Annotated in this window: 17 protein-coding genes; 15 read left to right on the top strand and 2 right to left on the bottom strand. The window is 65.9% G+C overall.

Annotation, left to right across the window (positions count from 1 at the left end):
- Positions 1-9: 9 nt before the first annotated feature.
- The 15 genes from ssuC to aceA all read left to right on the top strand — a co-directional run bounded on the left by ssuC (position 10) and on the right by aceA (position 14232).
- Positions 10-810 (top strand): aliphatic sulfonate ABC transporter permease SsuC, encoded by an 801-nt coding sequence (gene ssuC, locus AC3FNH_RS02655; protein WP_488718995.1) that lies wholly within the window; start codon positions 10-12, stop codon positions 808-810.
- A gap of 12 nt (positions 811-822) precedes the next feature.
- Complete coding sequence (locus AC3FNH_RS02650; protein WP_488718994.1) at positions 823-1722, top strand: ATP-binding cassette domain-containing protein; 900 nt, start codon at positions 823-825, stop codon at positions 1720-1722.
- 100 nt (positions 1723-1822) lie between these two features.
- A complete protein-coding gene (locus tag AC3FNH_RS02645; protein WP_011298135.1) occupies positions 1823-2038 on the top strand; it encodes a TOBE domain-containing protein in 216 nt (71 codons plus the stop codon).
- A gap of 87 nt (positions 2039-2125) precedes the next feature.
- Positions 2126-2968, top strand: a complete 843-nt coding sequence (locus tag AC3FNH_RS02640) for an EAL domain-containing protein (protein ID WP_276100207.1) — start codon at positions 2126-2128, stop codon at positions 2966-2968.
- On the top strand, positions 2965-3624 hold the full coding sequence (locus tag AC3FNH_RS02635; protein WP_276100208.1) for an RBBP9/YdeN family alpha/beta hydrolase: 660 nt from the start codon (positions 2965-2967) through the stop codon (positions 3622-3624). Before AC3FNH_RS02640 ends, AC3FNH_RS02635 begins: the two co-directional genes overlap by 4 nt.
- A 135-nt stretch (positions 3625-3759) precedes the next feature.
- Positions 3760-4716, top strand: a complete 957-nt coding sequence (gene cysT, locus AC3FNH_RS02630) for a sulfate ABC transporter permease subunit CysT (protein WP_488718993.1) — start codon at positions 3760-3762, stop codon at positions 4714-4716.
- Position 4717: 1 nt separating this feature from the next.
- A complete protein-coding gene (gene cysW / locus AC3FNH_RS02625; protein WP_488718992.1) occupies positions 4718-5641 on the top strand; it encodes a sulfate ABC transporter permease subunit CysW in 924 nt (307 codons plus the stop codon).
- Positions 5638-6774 carry a sulfate/molybdate ABC transporter ATP-binding protein gene (locus AC3FNH_RS02620; protein WP_276100211.1) on the top strand — a complete coding sequence of 379 codons (1137 nt, stop codon included), beginning with the start codon at positions 5638-5640 and terminating at the stop codon, positions 6772-6774. Before cysW ends, AC3FNH_RS02620 begins: the two co-directional genes overlap by 4 nt.
- Positions 6771-7718, top strand: coding sequence for a CysB family HTH-type transcriptional regulator (locus AC3FNH_RS02615; protein WP_276100212.1), 948 nt, complete (start codon positions 6771-6773; stop codon positions 7716-7718). The genes AC3FNH_RS02620 and AC3FNH_RS02615 overlap by 4 nt, the downstream gene beginning before the upstream one ends.
- 290 nt (positions 7719-8008) lie before the next feature.
- Positions 8009-9181 (top strand): sensor histidine kinase, encoded by a 1173-nt coding sequence (locus AC3FNH_RS02610; RefSeq protein ID WP_276100213.1) that lies wholly within the window; start codon positions 8009-8011, stop codon positions 9179-9181.
- A 78-nt stretch (positions 9182-9259) separates the two neighbouring features.
- A complete protein-coding gene (locus tag AC3FNH_RS02605) occupies positions 9260-10090 on the top strand; it encodes a LytR/AlgR family response regulator transcription factor (protein ID WP_488718991.1) in 831 nt (276 codons plus the stop codon).
- A gap of 156 nt (positions 10091-10246) precedes the next feature.
- Complete coding sequence (locus AC3FNH_RS02600; RefSeq protein WP_488718990.1) at positions 10247-11509, top strand: MFS transporter; 1263 nt, start codon at positions 10247-10249, stop codon at positions 11507-11509.
- A gap of 75 nt (positions 11510-11584) precedes the next feature.
- Positions 11585-12082: a ribonuclease E activity regulator RraA gene (gene rraA / locus AC3FNH_RS02595; RefSeq protein ID WP_276100216.1), complete on the top strand. Its 498-nt coding sequence runs from the start codon at positions 11585-11587 to the stop codon at positions 12080-12082.
- A gap of 1 nt (position 12083) precedes the next feature.
- Complete coding sequence (locus AC3FNH_RS02590; protein ID WP_488718989.1) at positions 12084-12500, top strand: gamma-glutamylcyclotransferase family protein; 417 nt, start codon at positions 12084-12086, stop codon at positions 12498-12500.
- A gap of 436 nt (positions 12501-12936) precedes the next feature.
- Entirely contained in the window at positions 12937-14232 is a 1296-nt protein-coding gene (aceA, locus tag AC3FNH_RS02585) for an isocitrate lyase (protein ID WP_488718988.1), read from the top strand.
- A gap of 299 nt (positions 14233-14531) precedes the next feature.
- Here the strand turns inward: aceA and AC3FNH_RS02580 are convergent, their stop codons facing one another.
- Together AC3FNH_RS02580 and AC3FNH_RS02575 are read right to left on the bottom strand one after the other, a co-directional pair.
- Positions 14532-14966, bottom strand: a complete 435-nt coding sequence (locus tag AC3FNH_RS02580) for a universal stress protein (RefSeq protein WP_276100219.1) — start codon at positions 14964-14966, stop codon at positions 14532-14534.
- Between the two features lie 187 nt (positions 14967-15153).
- Positions 15154-16104 (bottom strand): substrate binding domain-containing protein, encoded by a 951-nt coding sequence (locus AC3FNH_RS02575; RefSeq protein ID WP_488718987.1) that lies wholly within the window; start codon positions 16102-16104, stop codon positions 15154-15156.
- Between the last annotated feature and the right edge of the window lie 203 nt (positions 16105-16307).

Below are 16307 nucleotides of genomic sequence, written 5' to 3'. Positions count from 1 at the left end.
GAGATCGCCATGTCTGCTTTCTTGGTAGCGCCGCGCCGCGATTGGCGCGCCGTGGCGCGCACGCTGGCGCCGTGGGTGGTGCCGGCAGTGCTGGTCATCGTCTGGCAGGCCGCATCGCAAGGCGGCTGGCTGTCGACGCGCGTGTTGCCGGCGCCGCTGGCCGTGGTGGAGGCCGCGTGGGGCCTCGCGCGTTCGGGCGAGCTGTGGCAGCACGTGTGGGTCAGCACCTGGCGCGCGCTGGTCGGGTTTGCCATCGGCGGCGGCCTCGGGTTGCTGCTGGGCCTGCTCACCGGTACGTTCCGCAGCGCCGCCACGCTGCTCGACAGCACGCTGCAGATGGTGCGCAATATCCCGCCGCTGGCGCTGATCCCGCTCGTGATCCTGTGGTTCGGCATCGACGAGACCGCCAAGCTGTTCCTGGTCGCGCTGGGCGTGTTCTTCCCGGTGTACCTGAACACGTTCCACGGCATCCGCGCGGTTGACCCGGGCCTGATCGAGATGGCGCGCAGCTATGGGCTGTCGGGCTGGCGTCTTTATCGCGAGGTGATCCTGCCCGGCGCGCTGCCCAGCATCCTCGTTGGCGTGCGTTTCTCGCTCGGGTTGATGTGGGTGATCCTGATCGTGGCCGAGACCATCTCGGCGCAGTCCGGTATCGGCTACATGACCATGAACGCGCGAGAGTTCCTGCAGACCGACGTGGTGCTGGTGGGCATCCTGCTCTATGCGCTGCTCGGCAAGCTGGCCGATGTGCTGTCACGCGGGCTGGAACGCTTCTGGCTGCGCTGGCATCCGGGCTACCAGGCCGCCTGAAGGAGATCCGATATGCAAAGCAATCCGGTAGAGCAGGCCGCGCTCGCGTATGCAGATGCGCGCCTGAAGGAGGCGGCTGCGCCGCGCCAGGGCGAAGCACGGACGGGCGGTGTTGCGCTGCATGTGCAGCAGGTGGTCAAGCGCTATGACGGCCGCGAGGTACTGCACCGCATCGAACTGAGCGCGGCACCGGGCGAGTTCGTCGCCATCGTCGGACGCAGCGGCTGCGGCAAGAGCACCTTGCTGCGGCTGGTCGCGGGGCTGGAAGCATCGGACCATGGCGCCATCACGCTCGATGCGCAGCCGGCCCGCACGCTGCAGCAGGACATCCGCGTGATGTTCCAGGACTCGCGCCTGCTGCCGTGGAAGCGCGTGCTGGAAAACGTGGCGCTGGGCCTGCCGCGCGAGCGTCGCGGCGATGCTGCCGCCGTGCTTGCGCAGGTCGGCCTTGCGGACCGAGCGGATGCGTGGCCGGCGCGGCTTTCCGGCGGGCAGCGCCAACGCGTCGCGCTGGCGCGCGCCCTCGTGCATCACCCGCGGCTGCTGTTGCTCGACGAACCGCTCGGCGCACTGGACGCGCTGACGCGCATCGAGATGCAGGGACTGATCGAATCCCTATGGGATCGGCTCGGCTTTACCGCGCTGCTGGTGACGCATGACGTGTCCGAAGCGGTGGCCTTGGCCGACCGCATCGTACTGATCGAGGATGGCCGCGTTGCGATGGACGAACCCGTCGCGCTCGCCAGGCCACGGCAGCGTGGATCGGCAGCGTTCGCGCAGCTGGAAGAACGCGTGCTGCGGCGGGTCATGCAGCACACGCCGCTTGCCGCCTCCATGCCACAGACGGAGCGGGAACCCACGGCGGACTGGTCACTGGTGCGCACCGTGGAATCGGTGCGCTTCGCGGTGTAGGGGCGGATAAAAGGGATAAAAGCCGCTGGTGTAACGCATCCGGAACCCGCACATCGTCATTACACAATCTTCATACGCCTTCACAAAAGGAGCTTCTATCATGAGCATTCAGGCGATCAACGTACGCAACCAGTTCCGCGGCAAGGTTGCCGCGATCATCGAAGGTCCGGTGGTGTCCGAAGTGGACGTGGAAACGCCGGCCGGCATCGTCACCTCGGTCATCACCACGCGCTCGATCCGCGATCTCGGCCTCACGCTGGGCAGCGAAGTCGTTGCGCTGGTCAAGGCCACCGAGGTGTCCATTGCCAAGCTGTAAGCCGCCGCGGGCCGTGTGCGCACGGCCCGCGGCTCGAACGTCAAACGGGAACACCGGCGCCGGGAGGCGCCAAAGGAAGAGAGAGGAATGGCCATCGCAGGCGCGAATGCACCCGAAGCCAGGTTGAGCGCCCTGGAGCGCTACCTTGACACACTGCCGCGGCAGCCGCTGGCCGACCGCCAGCTTTGGCGCGATGCGCGCGGACAGGTGCAGGGCCAGTTCTTCAACTGTTCGCTGACCAGCGCGTTCGAGCCGCTGGTGACGCTGGCCGACCGCGCAGTCGTGGCGCACGAAGGCGCCATCCATACCTATGCGCAGGATGGCGTGGGCCTGGCCGCGTGGAAGCTGTTCGCGATGGCGGCCGACGACGCCACGCTGGTATCGCTGGACCGGCTGTCGCGCCTCGTGCACGCCGTCAATTACTTTGCCGCCGAGGGCGCGCACAAGCTTGTGCTCAACGTGCACAACCGCCTGCTGGCGGCGGTGGCGGATGACCACGGTTCGGCGTTCCGGCGTGCGCTGCAGTCGCTCGGGCTGCCGCTTGACCGTTTTGTGATCCAGGTGCCGGCCAGCGCCAATGACGACTTGCCATTGCTGCTGCACGTGGTCGGCAACTACCGGCGCAACGGCTTTGCGGTCAGCCTGCAGGCGTCCGATCCGGCCGAGGCCGGCGCGTTGATGGCGCACGCGTTGCCGGACTGGCTCAAGCTCGACATGCGCCGCACCTGGACCGATCGCCAGCTTGCCGGGCTGCGCGCCAGTGCCGCCAGCGCGGGCGTCACGCTGATCGGCCGGCGGCTGCAGGATGCCCTGAGCGTGGAACGCTTGCAGGCGGCCGGCATCGACCTTGGGCAGGGGGCATTCGCGGGCGGGCCGGTGACTCCCGCGGGCCTGCGCGAGCCCAGGACATTGAGCGAGGAGGTGGCATGACTGAGAGCAGCAAGCCGGTTCCGCGCCTGGACATTCCCAGGCACCTTCAGGTGCTGACCGTGCCGGGCCTGCATGGCAGCGGCCCGGGGCACTGGCAAAGCCGCTGGGAGCAGCGCTTCCCGGACTGGCAACGCATCGAGCAGCACGACTGGTCGCGCCCGAGCCTGCCGTTGTGGGCCGAACGCGTGTCCGAGGGCGTGATGCGTGCGCAGCGCGTGGCGGCGCGCGGCGCCGTGCTGGTCGCGCACAGCTTTGGCTGCCTGGCCACGCTGAGGCAGGCCGCACTGGATCCGGCCGGCATTGCCGGCGCGTTGCTGGTGGCGCCTGCCGACCCGGACAAGTTCGGCGTCGCCCATCTGCTGCCGACTTACCGGCTGCCGTTCCCCACTATCCTGGTCGCGAGCCGCAACGACCCGTGGATGCCCCAGCGCACGGCCTTCAGCTGGGGCACGCTGTGGGGCAGCGAACTCGTCGATGGGGGCACTCTGGGTCACATCAACGCGGATTCCGGCCTTGGCGACTGGGGCGAAGGGCTGAGCCTGCTCGGCACTTTGCTGCAGCGGATCGCCTTCGAAGGTAGCGCCGAAGCCACTGGAGACCAGGCCGGGCCATGGGAAGCGGGTGTGGAAGTGGCCTCGACCGTGCCTTATATCTAAATCATCTAAGAAAATTCGTAAAGATTCGTTCTGTTTATAAAGGCGTATCTGCAGAATTTGTCTCGTAGGCCGCCGCTTTATGCGGCGGTTTCATAAGTGAGGCCCGTGCGACGGGCTCACCACAGACGAGACGACATGCCACCCTCCATCTCCCTGGCGGACACGCCGCCACCGGCCGCGCCCGATGCGCGCGCCACCCGCAGTGCGCCGGGACGCAACGGCCGCCAGCGCTTCACGGTGCTGCCGGGCTTTGGCCTGTCGCTGGGCTTCACCATCTTCTACCTGACGCTGATCGTCCTGATCCCGCTGTCGGCCACTTTCCTGAAGACCTTCACGATGACGTGGGACGCCTTCTGGGCGACGGTGACCGCGCCGCGCGTGGTGGCTTCCTACCAGCTGAGCTTTGGCGCGTCGCTGATCGCGGCGATCATCAATACAGTCTTCGGACTTGCGGTGGCCTGGGTGCTGGTGCGGTACCGCTTTCCGGGCAAGCGCCTGATCGATGCGCTGGTGGACCTGCCGTTCGCGCTGCCCACCGCCGTGGCCGGCATCGCGCTGACGGCGCTGTTCGCGGGCAATGGCTGGATCGGCCGCTACCTCGAGCCGCTCGGCATCAAGGTCGCTTTCACCCCGCTGGGCGTGGTGGTGGCGCTGACGTTCATCGGCCTGCCGTTCGTCGTGCGCACGGTGCAGCCGGTGCTGGAGGACGTAGAGCAGGAGCTGGAAGAGGCCGCGGCCAGCCTTGGCGCCACGCGCCTGCAGACCTTTGGCCGCGTGATCCTGCCGGCCATCGCGCCGGCGCTGCTGACGGGCTTTGCGCTGTCGTTCGCGCGTGCCACCGGCGAATACGGCTCGGTGGTATTCATCTCCGGCAACATGCCGATGGTCTCGGAAATCGCGCCGCTGATGATCTATTCCAAGCTCGAGCAGTACGACTATGCGGGCGCGACCGCGGTGGCGGTGGTGATGCTGGTGATCTCCTTCGCGCTGCTGCTGCTGATCAACCTGCTGCAGGCCTGGACCCGCCGCCACCAGTCCGGCGTGCGCGGTGGCCTGGCACTGGAAGCGCCCGCCACGGGCAAGGAGCACTGACATGGCCGGCGCAGTTTCGGGCCGCCTCGGGCGGCTGGGCCCGGCCCATCACAAGTTCGACGCCACCGGCGAAGCGCCCTGGGTGCGCTACACGCTGATCACCGTGGCGGTCCTGTTCCTCACGCTGTTCCTGTTCGTGCCGCTGGCTTCGGTCTTTTACGAGGCCCTGCGCAAGGGCGTGCAGACCTACTGGGAAGCGCTGATCGAGCCGGATGCGCTGTCGGCGATCCAGCTCACGCTGACCGTGGCCGCCATCGCGGTGCCACTGAACCTCGTGTTCGGCGTGGCGGCGGCGTGGGCCATTGCCAAGTTCGAGTTCCCCGGCAAGAACCTGCTGATCACGCTGATCGACCTGCCGTTCTCGGTGTCGCCGGTGATCTCGGGGCTGGTGTACGTGCTGCTGTTCGGCGCGCAGGGCTGGTTCGGCCCGTGGCTCGAGGCGCATGACATCAAGATCATGTTCGCGGTGCCGGGCATCGTGCTGGCCACCATCTTCGTGACCTTCCCGTTCGTGGCGCGCGAGCTGATTCCGCTGATGCAGGCGCAGGGCAGCGAAGAGGAAGAGGCAGCCATCGTGCTGGGCGCGTCGGGCTGGCAGACGTTCCGGCACATCACGCTGCCCAACATCCGCTGGGGCCTGCTCTATGGCGTGATCCTGTGCAATGCGCGCGCCATGGGCGAGTTCGGCGCGGTGTCGGTGGTGTCGGGCCATATCCGCGGGCTGACCAACACCATGCCGCTGCACGTCGAGATCCTCTACAACGAGTACAACTTCGCGGCAGCATTCGCGGTGGCGTCGCTGCTGACGCTGCTGGCCCTGGTCACGCTGGGCATCAAGACGCTGGTGGAATTCCGCGCCCGCAAGGAAAACCAAGAGGCCGCCGTGGAGCATCCGCTGGCCGCACTGCAAGGACAGGCATCATGAGCATTCAGGTCAAGAACGTAGAGAAGCGCTTTGGCGATTTCGTCGCGCTGGACAACGTCTCGCTGGACTTCGAAGAGGGCGAGCTGACGGCGCTGCTCGGGCCGTCGGGCTGCGGCAAGACCACGCTGCTGCGCATCATCGCCGGCCTGGAGCGGGCCGACGCGGGCCAGATCGTGCTGGCCGGGCGCGATGCCTCGCAGCAGCATGTGCGCCAGCGCCAGGTGGGCTTCGTGTTCCAGCACTATGCGCTGTTCAAGCATATGAGCGTGTTCGAGAACGTCGCCTTCGGCCTGCGCGTCAAGCCGCGCGCCGAACGCCCGGGCGAAGCGCAGATCCGCGAGAAGGTGAAGTCGCTGCTGGAACTGGTGCAGCTCGACTGGCTGGCCGACCGCTATCCCGCGCAGCTTTCGGGCGGGCAGCGCCAGCGTATCGCGCTGGCCCGCGCGCTGGCGGTGGAACCGCGCGTGCTGCTGCTCGACGAGCCATTCGGCGCGCTCGACGCCAAGGTGCGCAAGGAACTGCGCCGCTGGCTGCGCCGCCTGCATGACGAACTCCACGTGACCAGCGTGTTCGTCACGCATGACCAGGAAGAGGCGCTCGAAGTGGCCGACCAGGTCGTGCTGATGAACCGTGGCCGCGTCGAGCAGTTTGGTTCGCCGGAGGCGGTCTACAACCATCCGGCTACGCCGTTCGTGTTCGGCTTTCTCGGCAATGTCAACCTGTTCCACGGCCGCCTGGAAGTGGGCGAGAGCGGCGGCCTGCTGCATACCGGCGAAGCGGTCCTGCCGGTGGTGGGCAGCGGCCACGAGACTGCCGGCGATGCCGTGGCCTATGTGCGTCCGCACGACCTGGACCTGGAGCGCTACGCCCCAGGCACCGACGGCATCGCCGTGACGCTGCGCCGTGCGCTGACGCTGGGCCCGGTGGCCCAGCTCGAACTGGAGCGCGAGGACAACCAGGACGTGATCGAGGTGGCCCTGCCGCTCGAGCGCTTCCGCCACGCGGGTTTCCGCGAAGGCGAGTTGTTGGCGGTGCGGCCGCGCCAGCTTCGTGTCTTCACCCAGCCCACACAGCAACAATCCAACGTGCGCGCGAATGGCGCGGCGACCAGCCGACAAGGGGCAGTGCAATGAATTTCCAGCAGCTCAGATCGATCCGCGAGGCGGTGCGCCGCCAGTTCAACCTGACCGAGGTCGCCAACGCGCTCTACACTTCGCAGCCTGGCGTATCGCGCCAGATCCGCGAACTGGAGGAAGAACTCGGCGTCGAGATTTTCGAGCGCTACGGCAAGCGCCTGACCGGGTTGACCGAGCCGGGCCGCGAGATCGTGCGCATCGTCGAGCGACTGCTGCTCGAAGCCGAGAACCTGCGCCAGGCCGGGGACGAGTTTGCGGGCCGCCACACCGGCCGCCTGACGGTCGCCACGACGCACACGCAGGCACGCTACGCGCTGCCCAGGGTAGTGCAGTCGTTCCGGCGCGCCTATCCGCACGTGACGCTGGCGCTGCAGGAGGCATCGCCGACGCATATCGTCGAGCTGCTGCTGACCGGGCAGGCCGACATCGGCATCGCGACCGAGGCGCTGGCCAGCGAGGCGGGCCTGACCTCGTTCGAGGCCTACACCTGGCAACACGTGCTGGTGGTGTCGCCGGACCATCCGCTGACGCGCCTGCCGGAGCCGACGCTCGAGGACGTGGCGGGCTTTCCGCTGATCACGTATGACGCCGGCTTTACCGGGCGGCGCAAGATCGACGGCGCCTTCGCCGAGGCCGGCCTGCAGCCGGAGATCGTGCTGACGGCGCTGGACGCGGACGTGATCAAGACCTATGCCGAGCTGGAGCTGGGCGTGGGCATCATTGCGTCGATGGCCTATGACGAGCGCAAGGACTCGGGCCTGGTGCGGATTTCGGCCGACCACCTGTTCGAGGCCAACACCACCAGCGTAGCGCTGCGCCGCGGCGCCTACCTGCGCGACTACGCGCATGCCTTCATCAATATGTTCGCGCCGCACCTGTCGCGCGACACGGTCTCCAGCGCCATGGGCGAAAACGATACGCCGCAGGCGCTGGCGGCCTGACGCATCGGGCCGCCGCCGCAGCATTCGCCACACCGGCATGCGCCGCAGCCAGCGATTGTGCTGACTGCGGCGCATGCCGCGCTCCATCCCGCCACCGGGCGGTTCGCGCCGTGCGCGCGCCGTTCGTCGCACGACACTTCTCTTCCTGGCCCCACGCGTCGTAAAGTGCCTGCACATGCCGGAGAAACCGTCTCTCCGGTTCATGCCGCAGCGCAACAGACATTGCGCGCGCGCGTTCACCGCAGACATCCGGACCCTCCCGAATTGCATCAGGCACTGGCCAAGCTAACATGAACGCCATGGACCGCTGTCTTTCCTCCGCCATCCCCTCCCGGCTGACGATACTGGGACGCGACCTGCTGTTCGTGATGTGCATGAATACGGTGATCGCCGTCAGCCTGAACTATGGCTTCCAGACCGGCGGCACGCTCTGGCACAACTTTGTCTACAGCCAGCTGATCGGCCTGTCGATCTGGATGCTGATCGACATTCCGCGCGTGCTGATCTGGTGGAATGAGCGGCCGCGCCTGTGGCCATTCCTTTTCCTGGCCGCTGCCGCAGTGCCCATGGGCGTGGTCCTGGGCAGTTGGGCCACGCGCGAGGCGCTGAATCTGCCGCCAAAGCTCTCCGCCGAAACCGGCGACATGCTGCGCATGTGCCTGGTGGTCGGCATGCTGGCGTCGGCGAGCATGATCTATTTCTACTGGTCGCGCGAAAAGCTCGCCTACCTGGAGCGCCAGGCCGCGCTGGACGCCCTGCAGCGCGAGGAGGCCGAGAAGCAGCTCGTGCGGGCCCAGCTGATGGCGCTGCAGGCGCAGATCGAGCCGCACTTCCTGTTCAACTCGCTGGCCAATCTCGACGGGCTGATCGCCACCGATCCGCGCGCCGCGCGCAAGCTGCTGCAGCGGCTGATCGGCTTCCTGCGCACCTCGCTGTCGCATACGCGGGCCGAGCAGTGCACGCTGCGCCAGGAGTTCGAGCTGCTGCGCAGCTACCTGGACATCCAGGGCATGCGTTTCGGCAAGCGGCTCGGCTACCACGTCGACCTGCCGCCCGAGCTGGCCGGAGTGGAGATTCCGCCCATGCTGATCCAGCCGCTGGTCGAGAATGCGGTCACGCATGGCATCGAGCCTTGCACGCACGGCGGCGAGATCTCGTTGTCGGCACGCGCGGCCGGCGACGACGCGGTGCAGGTCGTGATTGCCGATACCGGTGTGGGCTTTGGCCACGGCTCGGGCAAAGGCTCGGGCATGGGGCTGACCCATGTGCGAGAACGGCTCGCGCGTATTTTCGGCGCTGCCGCCAGCATGCAGATGGAAGAGAACAGCCCGCGCGGCGTGGTGGTGCGCCTGACGCTGCCAATGACTCGCCATACCGAAGTGCCGGTGCCCGCCGCGGCGCCGGCCGCCACACCGGTGCACGCTACACCCGCGGGCGCCACGCCGGCCATGCCGCGACCCTGATCATCCGAACCGGGCAGGGCGAGGCCCTTGCCCGTCCGCCCCCGCTTGCCAATGACGGTCACGCCCCCTGATCCCGCCATGACCCCGACCCTGCTGATTGCCGACGACGAACCCCTGCTAGCCCGCGTGCTGGAATCCGAGCTGGCCGCGTTGTGGCCGGAGGCCCGCATCGTCGGCGTGGTTCACGACGGCGTCGCTGCGCTGGACGCCGCGCGCCAGCACCAGCCGTCGGTCGTGTTCCTGGACATCCGCATGCCCGGCATGAGCGGCATGGACGTAGCCAAGGAGCTGGTCGATTTCGATGTGCCGCCGCTGGTGGTATTCGTGACCGCCTACGACCAGTTCGCGCTGGAGGCCTTCGAACAGGCCGCCGTGGATTACGTGCTCAAGCCCGTGCAGCACGAGCGGCTGGAAGCGACGGTGTCTCGCCTGAAAGCCCGGCTGGCGGCGGCCCAGGCAGACGCGGACCAGAACGCCGACCAGGACGCCGCGCAGACCGACAGCGGCCAGCTCGCGCAGTTGCTGAGCCGCCTGGAAGCGCTGGAGCACCCGGCCGTGGCACGCGCGCCGGGGCAGCAGGTCAGCTACCTGCGCTTCATCAAGGCGCTGGTCGGACAGGAGGTGCGCATCATCCCGGTCGACGAGGTGATCTATCTCGAAGCCACCGACAAGTACGTCAACGTGGTTTCCGTGGGCGGTGAAGCGCTGATCCGCACCAGCCTGCGCGAACTGATGCAGCAGCTCGATCCGGAGCGTTTCTGGCAGATTCACCGTGGCACGGTCGTCAATATCGCGTGCGTGGCCAGCGCGGTCACGCAGTCGCTCGGCCGCGTATCGCTGCGCCTGCGCAACCGGCCGGAATCGTTGCCCGTGGCAAGGCAGTACGCCTACCTGTTCAAGCAGATGTAGTCGTCTCGGACATGGCGGCGCAGGCTGCTGCCGTATGCAGCCGGTTGCGGTTTTCCTCTATGATGCGGGCTTCGGTACGCGCTCTTGCATGCCCTGGTGCGCAGGCATGCGGCGCAGCTGCCATGCCATCTGGCTCTATCCCGCGAATCCGCCGCCATGACTACCGCCGCTCTCGATCCCAGCCGCAATCCGCTTCGCCATGACGCCCAGGTGATCGGCCTCGTCGGGCTGGCGCATGGGGTTTCCCATTTCTACCATCTGCTGCTGGCGCCGCTGTTCCCCTGGATCAAGGCGGAATTCGGCCTGAGCTACGCCGAGCTGGGACTGCTGATGACGGTCTTCTTCGCCGTGTCTGCGGTGGTGCAGACGGCTTCGGGCTTCGTCGTGGACCGCTTTGGCGCCAGGCCGGTGCTGTTCGCCGGGCTGGCGTTCCTGGGCACGGCCGCCTTGCTGCTGTCGGCAAGCTCGGGCTACGCCGCGCTGCTGTTCGGTGCCGGCGTGGCGGGGCTTGGCAACGGCGTTTTCCATCCGGCAGATTTCACACTGCTGAACAAGCACGTGTCGCAGCCCCGGCTTGGTCATGCATTCTCGGTGCACGGGATCTCCGGCAACCTGGGCTGGGCCGCCGCGCCGGTGTTCCTGGTGACGATCGCTAACCTGGCGACATGGCGCGTGGCGCTGGCCGCCGCTTCGATCGTGGCGTTCGGCGTGCTGGCGGTGCTGCTGGCACTGCGCCACGTGCTCGATCCGCGCGAGCTTGGCAGCGCGGTGGGCCGCCCCAAGGCTGCACAGGCCGGTGCCGGCGGCAGTCTGCTGGGCTTCCTGAAGCTGCCGCAGGTCTGGGTGTGCTGGGCCTTCTTCCTGCTGACGACGTTCTCGGCGGCCGGCATCCAGAGCTTCGCGCCGACCGCGCTCACGCAGCTCTACGGCATCCCGTTCACGCTGGCGACCGCGTCTTACACCATCTATATGCTTTGCAGCGCGGGTGGCATGCTGGTCGGCGGGTTTGCCGCCAGCCGCACCAGCAACCATGACCGGCTGATCGCGCTGAGCTTCACCGTGTCGGGCCTGATGGCCATGCTGGTGGGCCTGAATGTTGCGCCGGGGCTGCTGGTGCCGGTGCTGCTCGGCGTGATCGGCTTCGGCGCGGGCATGGCCGGGCCTTCGCGCGACCTGCTGGTGCGCGCGGCCGCCCCGGCCGGCGCCACCGGGCGCGTGTACGGCGTGGTCTATTCCGGACTGGACATCGGCCTGGCCAGCGGACCGCTGTTCTTCGGCGCGCTGATGGACGCGCACCTGCCCAACTGGGTGTTCTTCATGATCGGCGGCTTCCAGCTCGTGTCGATCCTGACCGCCGTGACGGTGGGCAACGGCAACCGTTCACGCCGTGGCGCCGCCGCGCAGGCGTCGGCGGGGTAATCCATTGCCGCCGCGGCGCACCGCGCTCAGTGCGGTCCCGACGGTACCGAGATTCTTTCCTGCAGGAGGTTTTCGATGAAACATGCAACCACCGATCTGTGCGATGCCAACGAACCGCGCCTGGCCGACGGCACGCTGCGCGTCATGACGCCGGGGTTCCGTTCATTCGGCAAGCAACTGGCCTTTGAGGGGCCGGCCGCGACGCTGAAAATCTTTGAAGATAACTCGCTCGTGCGCGAGGCACTGGAATCGCCGGGGAAGGGCCGCGTGCTCGTCGTGGACGGCGGCGGCTCGATGCGCTGCGCGCTGGTCGGTGGCAACCTGGGGCTGCTGGCCGAGAAGAATGGCTGGGCCGGCATCATCGTCAATGGCTGCGTACGCGATACGAGCGAGCTGGAGGTCTGTGATATCGGCATCCGCGCGCTGGCCACGCATCCGCAGAAGAGCCAGAAGCGCGGCGCCGGCGAGCGCGACGTAGCGGTACAGATGCCCGGTGCCGTGGTGCGCCCCGGAAACTGGATCTATGTGGATGCCGACGGCGTGCTGGTGTCCGAAGAAAAGCTCGGTGCCTGACATGCCCAAGGTCTTTGTCTACGGTACGCTGCGCGCGGGCGAGGTCAACGACCTGAACGCCGCGGCGCGCAAGCATGGCATTGCCGCGCCCACGCTGCTCGGCACGGCCACGATTGCCGGTCGTCTCTATGACTTCGGCAACTATCCGGGCCTGGTGCTCGATCCCGCCGCCGGTCCGGCAGTCGGGGATATCTATGAAGTGTCCGACGCCCTGGTGCCGGTGCTCGACGAGATCGAGGAGGTCTATCCTGGCCAGTCCTCGCTGTTCGTCCGCGAACAACACACGGTGCTGCACGATGGCCGCTGCGTGAACTGCCTGCTGTATCCAGTGGTCGAGGCGGCCGTGTCGGGCCTGCCGCATATTGAAAGCGGCGACTGGGTGGCCTACCGCAAGTCGCGAGATGCAGAAGTAGCCTGATATCCCGACGCGTTGCAGAGTCGGAAACGGCGCCCGTCCGCGGCGCCGTTTCCTTTTTCAGGCGGCGGTTCAGATACTAGGTCACGGTTCTTGCAGCTATCTGACGGCCAGTCATTCCCTGCGCAAATTTCACGATGTGGAAAGATTTTTTGATCGGCAAAATTGATGGTTTGCAAAGCACAACGAGATTTCTCATGATGAAAGATTATGTCCCGCATTATGAAATAAAACTTTTAACATATTGATTTATATGTAGAAAAAAACTAGGTGCCAACCCACATTCCACGCTTGTTGCGATGCGGGACGATTCCCTAAACTCTTATATAAGACAGATGACCTGAGACGCAGAAAACAGCGTCAACCGGTTGAAAAGAACGGACAGGTCGGCAAGCGCCAGTTTTCTTTGCCATCCCTAATTTGTCCTTAGGAGAGTGATATGAACCGCGAACAACAGATCCAGGCCCTGCAAAAGGACTGGGAAACCAACCCTCGCTGGAAGGGAATCAAGCGCAACTACACGGCTGAAGACGTGGTGCGTCTGCGCGGTTCCGTTCAGGTCGAGCACACGCTGGCCCGCCGCGGTTCTGAAAAGCTGTGGAACCTGCTGCACACCGAGCCGTTCGTCAACTCGCTGGGCGCACTGACCGGCAACCAGGCCATGCAGCAGGTGAAGGCCGGCCTGAAGGCCATCTACCTGTCCGGCTGGCAAGTTGCAGGCGACGCCAACCTGGCCGGCGAGATGTACCCCGACCAGTCGCTATACCCGGCCAACTCGGTGCCGCAAGTGGTCAAGCGCATCAACAACACGTTCCAGCGCGCCGACCAGATCCAGTGGAGCGAAGGCACAGGCGACACCGACTTCTTCGCGCCGATCGTGGCTGACGCCGAAGCCGGTTTCGGCGGCGTGCTGAACGCGTTCGAGCTGATGAAGTCCATGATCGAAGCGGGCGCCGCCGGCGTTCACTTCGAAGACCAGCTCGCTTCGGTGAAGAAGTGCGGCCACATGGGCGGCAAGGTGCTGGTCCCGACCCGCGAAGCCGTTGCCAAGCTGACCGCCGCCCGTCTGGCAGCCGACGTGTCCGGCGTGCCGACCCTGGTGATCGCCCGTACCGACGCCGAAGCCGCTGACCTGTTGACCTCGGACGTGGACGACAACGACAAGCCGTTCTGCACCGGCGAGCGCACCGTGGAAGGCTTCTACCGCGTGCGCAACGGCCTGGAGCAGTCGATCTCGCGCGCCCTGGCCTACGCGGAAGTGGCCGACCTCGTGTGGTGCGAAACCGGCAAGCCGGATCTCGAGTTCGCCAAGAAATTCGCCGAAGCCGTGCACGAGAAGTTCCCGGGCAAGATGCTGGCCTACAACTGCTCGCCGTCGTTCAACTGGAAGAAGAACCTCGACGACGCGACCATCGCCAAATTCCAGAGGGAACTGGGCGCCATGGGCTACAAGTTCCAGTTCATCACGCTGGCCGGCTTCCACTCGCTGAACTACTCGATGTTCAACCTGGCCTACGGCTACGCCCGCAACCAGATGAGCGCATTCGTGGAACTGCAGGAAGCCGAGTTCAAGGCAGCCGAGAAGGGCTTCACCGCCGTCAAGCACCAGCGCGAAGTCGGCACCGGCTACTTCGACGCCGTGACCCAGACCATCGAAGGCGGCCAGTCGTCGACGACCGCGCTGAAGGGTTCTACCGAAGACGAGCAGTTCTTCGAAGACAAGAAAGTGGCCTGACTCTCCTGGCCACCGTTTGCTGAAACATAGATCGGGGGGAACCGAGCAGTCTCTAGGTTCAGCAGACCAGAGAAGCGCGTGCGACCATCACGCGCTTCTTTTTCAGGCACCGCGCCGTTTCTCTCAGGGACGGCGCGGTTTTTTTGTTCCAGTGCTGGCGCGGATTTGGGAACCGGCTATTACTCAGCCAATATCGAGGCGGCGGATTCGCCAGGGGCCCCTGAGTCGCGCGTGGTAGCAATGGGACTGCCCGCACCGGTCTAGCCGGTGCGGGCAGTATTCATTGCCGGCGGAAGATGTCAGCGATAGACGATCACCGGAATATCGGTGTGCGTCAGCACCTTCTGGGTCTCCGAGCCCAGCAGCAGGCCGGACAAGCCGCGCCGGCCGTGCGAAGCCATGAAGATCACATCACAGCCGTGGCGCTCCGCAGCGTCGATAATGCCCAGATACGGCACCGCAAACGTCGACATGTCGGAGTCGAAGGTCACGCCCGCAGCCGTGGCAAGGCTTTCCACTTCCTTGAGGTACAGCTTGGCCTGGTTTTCGATCCGGTCCTTGAAGGCCTGCGGCGCCTCGACCACGATTTCGCTGAACGGGGTGTACGGATACTCCTCAAGGCAGACATAGGCGGTGACGCGCGCGCCAATGGTCTTGGCCAGCTCCAGTCCGCCGTTGATTGCCTTCTTGGAGAGCTCGGAACCGTCGGTGGGTAGCAGGATGTGTTGGAACATGCAGGGCTCCTTTCATGCGGGGGATGAGGGGAGGGCAGGCCCGGTTGCGACCTTCACACGATCATTGCCTGCGACCGGAAAAGCGCCTGTCTGGAAACCATTGTAGACAGTGTGCCGAGTAGGGCATTGCGCTATATCAATTGCAACAGAGTACGACAGCGCACATTCATCTGCTTGTGTCCCCGATCTAGCCTGCCACGGCCGCGACTGCCGGCCGCGCAGGCGCCTGTTCGGTCCGCCGCCAGTAAGCGGGGTTGCCGTAGGTGTTCTTCAGGTGATCGATAAACAACCGCACGCGCAGCGGCAGGTGCTTGCGTTGCGGGAAGACGGCATGGATGCCGATCGGGGGCGCCTGGAACTCGTCGAGCACCGTGACCAGCCGGCGGGTGGCGATCTCGCTGCCAACCTCCCACCACGAACGCCAGGCCAGCCCGTGGCCCTGGAGGCACCATTCGTGGAGCACGGCGCCATCGGTGCATTCCATATCGCCGCCGACCTTGACGGTGACGGCACGGCCTTCCTGCTGGAATACCCAGCCACGCTGCACATTGGCGCTGGCGCCAAAGGCCAGGCAGTTATGGCGCTGGAGGTCCTCGGGAACAGCCGGTGTACCGGCTCGCGCGAGATATTCTGGCGATGCCACCACTACACGGCGGGTTTCGGCCAGGCGGATCGAAACCAGGCTGGAGTCGGGCAGGTCGCCAAGACGGATGGCGCAGTCAAAGCCCTCGTTGACGAGATCGACCACGCGGTCGGACAGGTCCAGCGTAATCGTCACATCCGGGTGCGATTCAATGAATAGCGGCACCAGCGGCGCCACGTGCTTGCGCCCATAGCCGGCGGGGGCCGTGACGCGCAGATGCCCGCTGGCCTTCACGCCGCCCGCGGAAACGCTGGCCTCGGCGTTGTGCAGGTCGTTCAGGATGCGCTGGCAGTCCTCCAGGAAGGCCGAGCCCTCGAAGGTCAGGCTGATCTTGCGCGTGGTCCGGATCAGCAGCTTGACGCCCAGCCGTTCCTCCAGCGCATCGATACGCCGCCCAATGATGGCGGGCGCTACGCCTTCAGCCGCCGCAGCAGCGGACAAGCTGCCGCGCGAGGCAACGGATACAAAAGTCTCCAGTTGTTTGAAATGGTCCACGAATCTTTGTCTGCAATGCCTGCGCGATCACCCGCGCGGGGCGGCGAATGGGTACTTTGCGCAAATGCGAGGTCAAATGGGAGGGAATTGGTGTTTATTGTCGAACAAGTGAGCCAAGATTAGATGCCGAAAAGTAAAAGATCAAGTGACCCGGGCCGGCTTTGCCGCACTGCAACGACTGCCTACAATGCCATGCATTCAAT

This window comes from Cupriavidus sp. 22TCCZM01-5, assembly GCF_057798915.1.
This window is presented reverse-complemented; position numbering and strand designations above follow the sequence as displayed.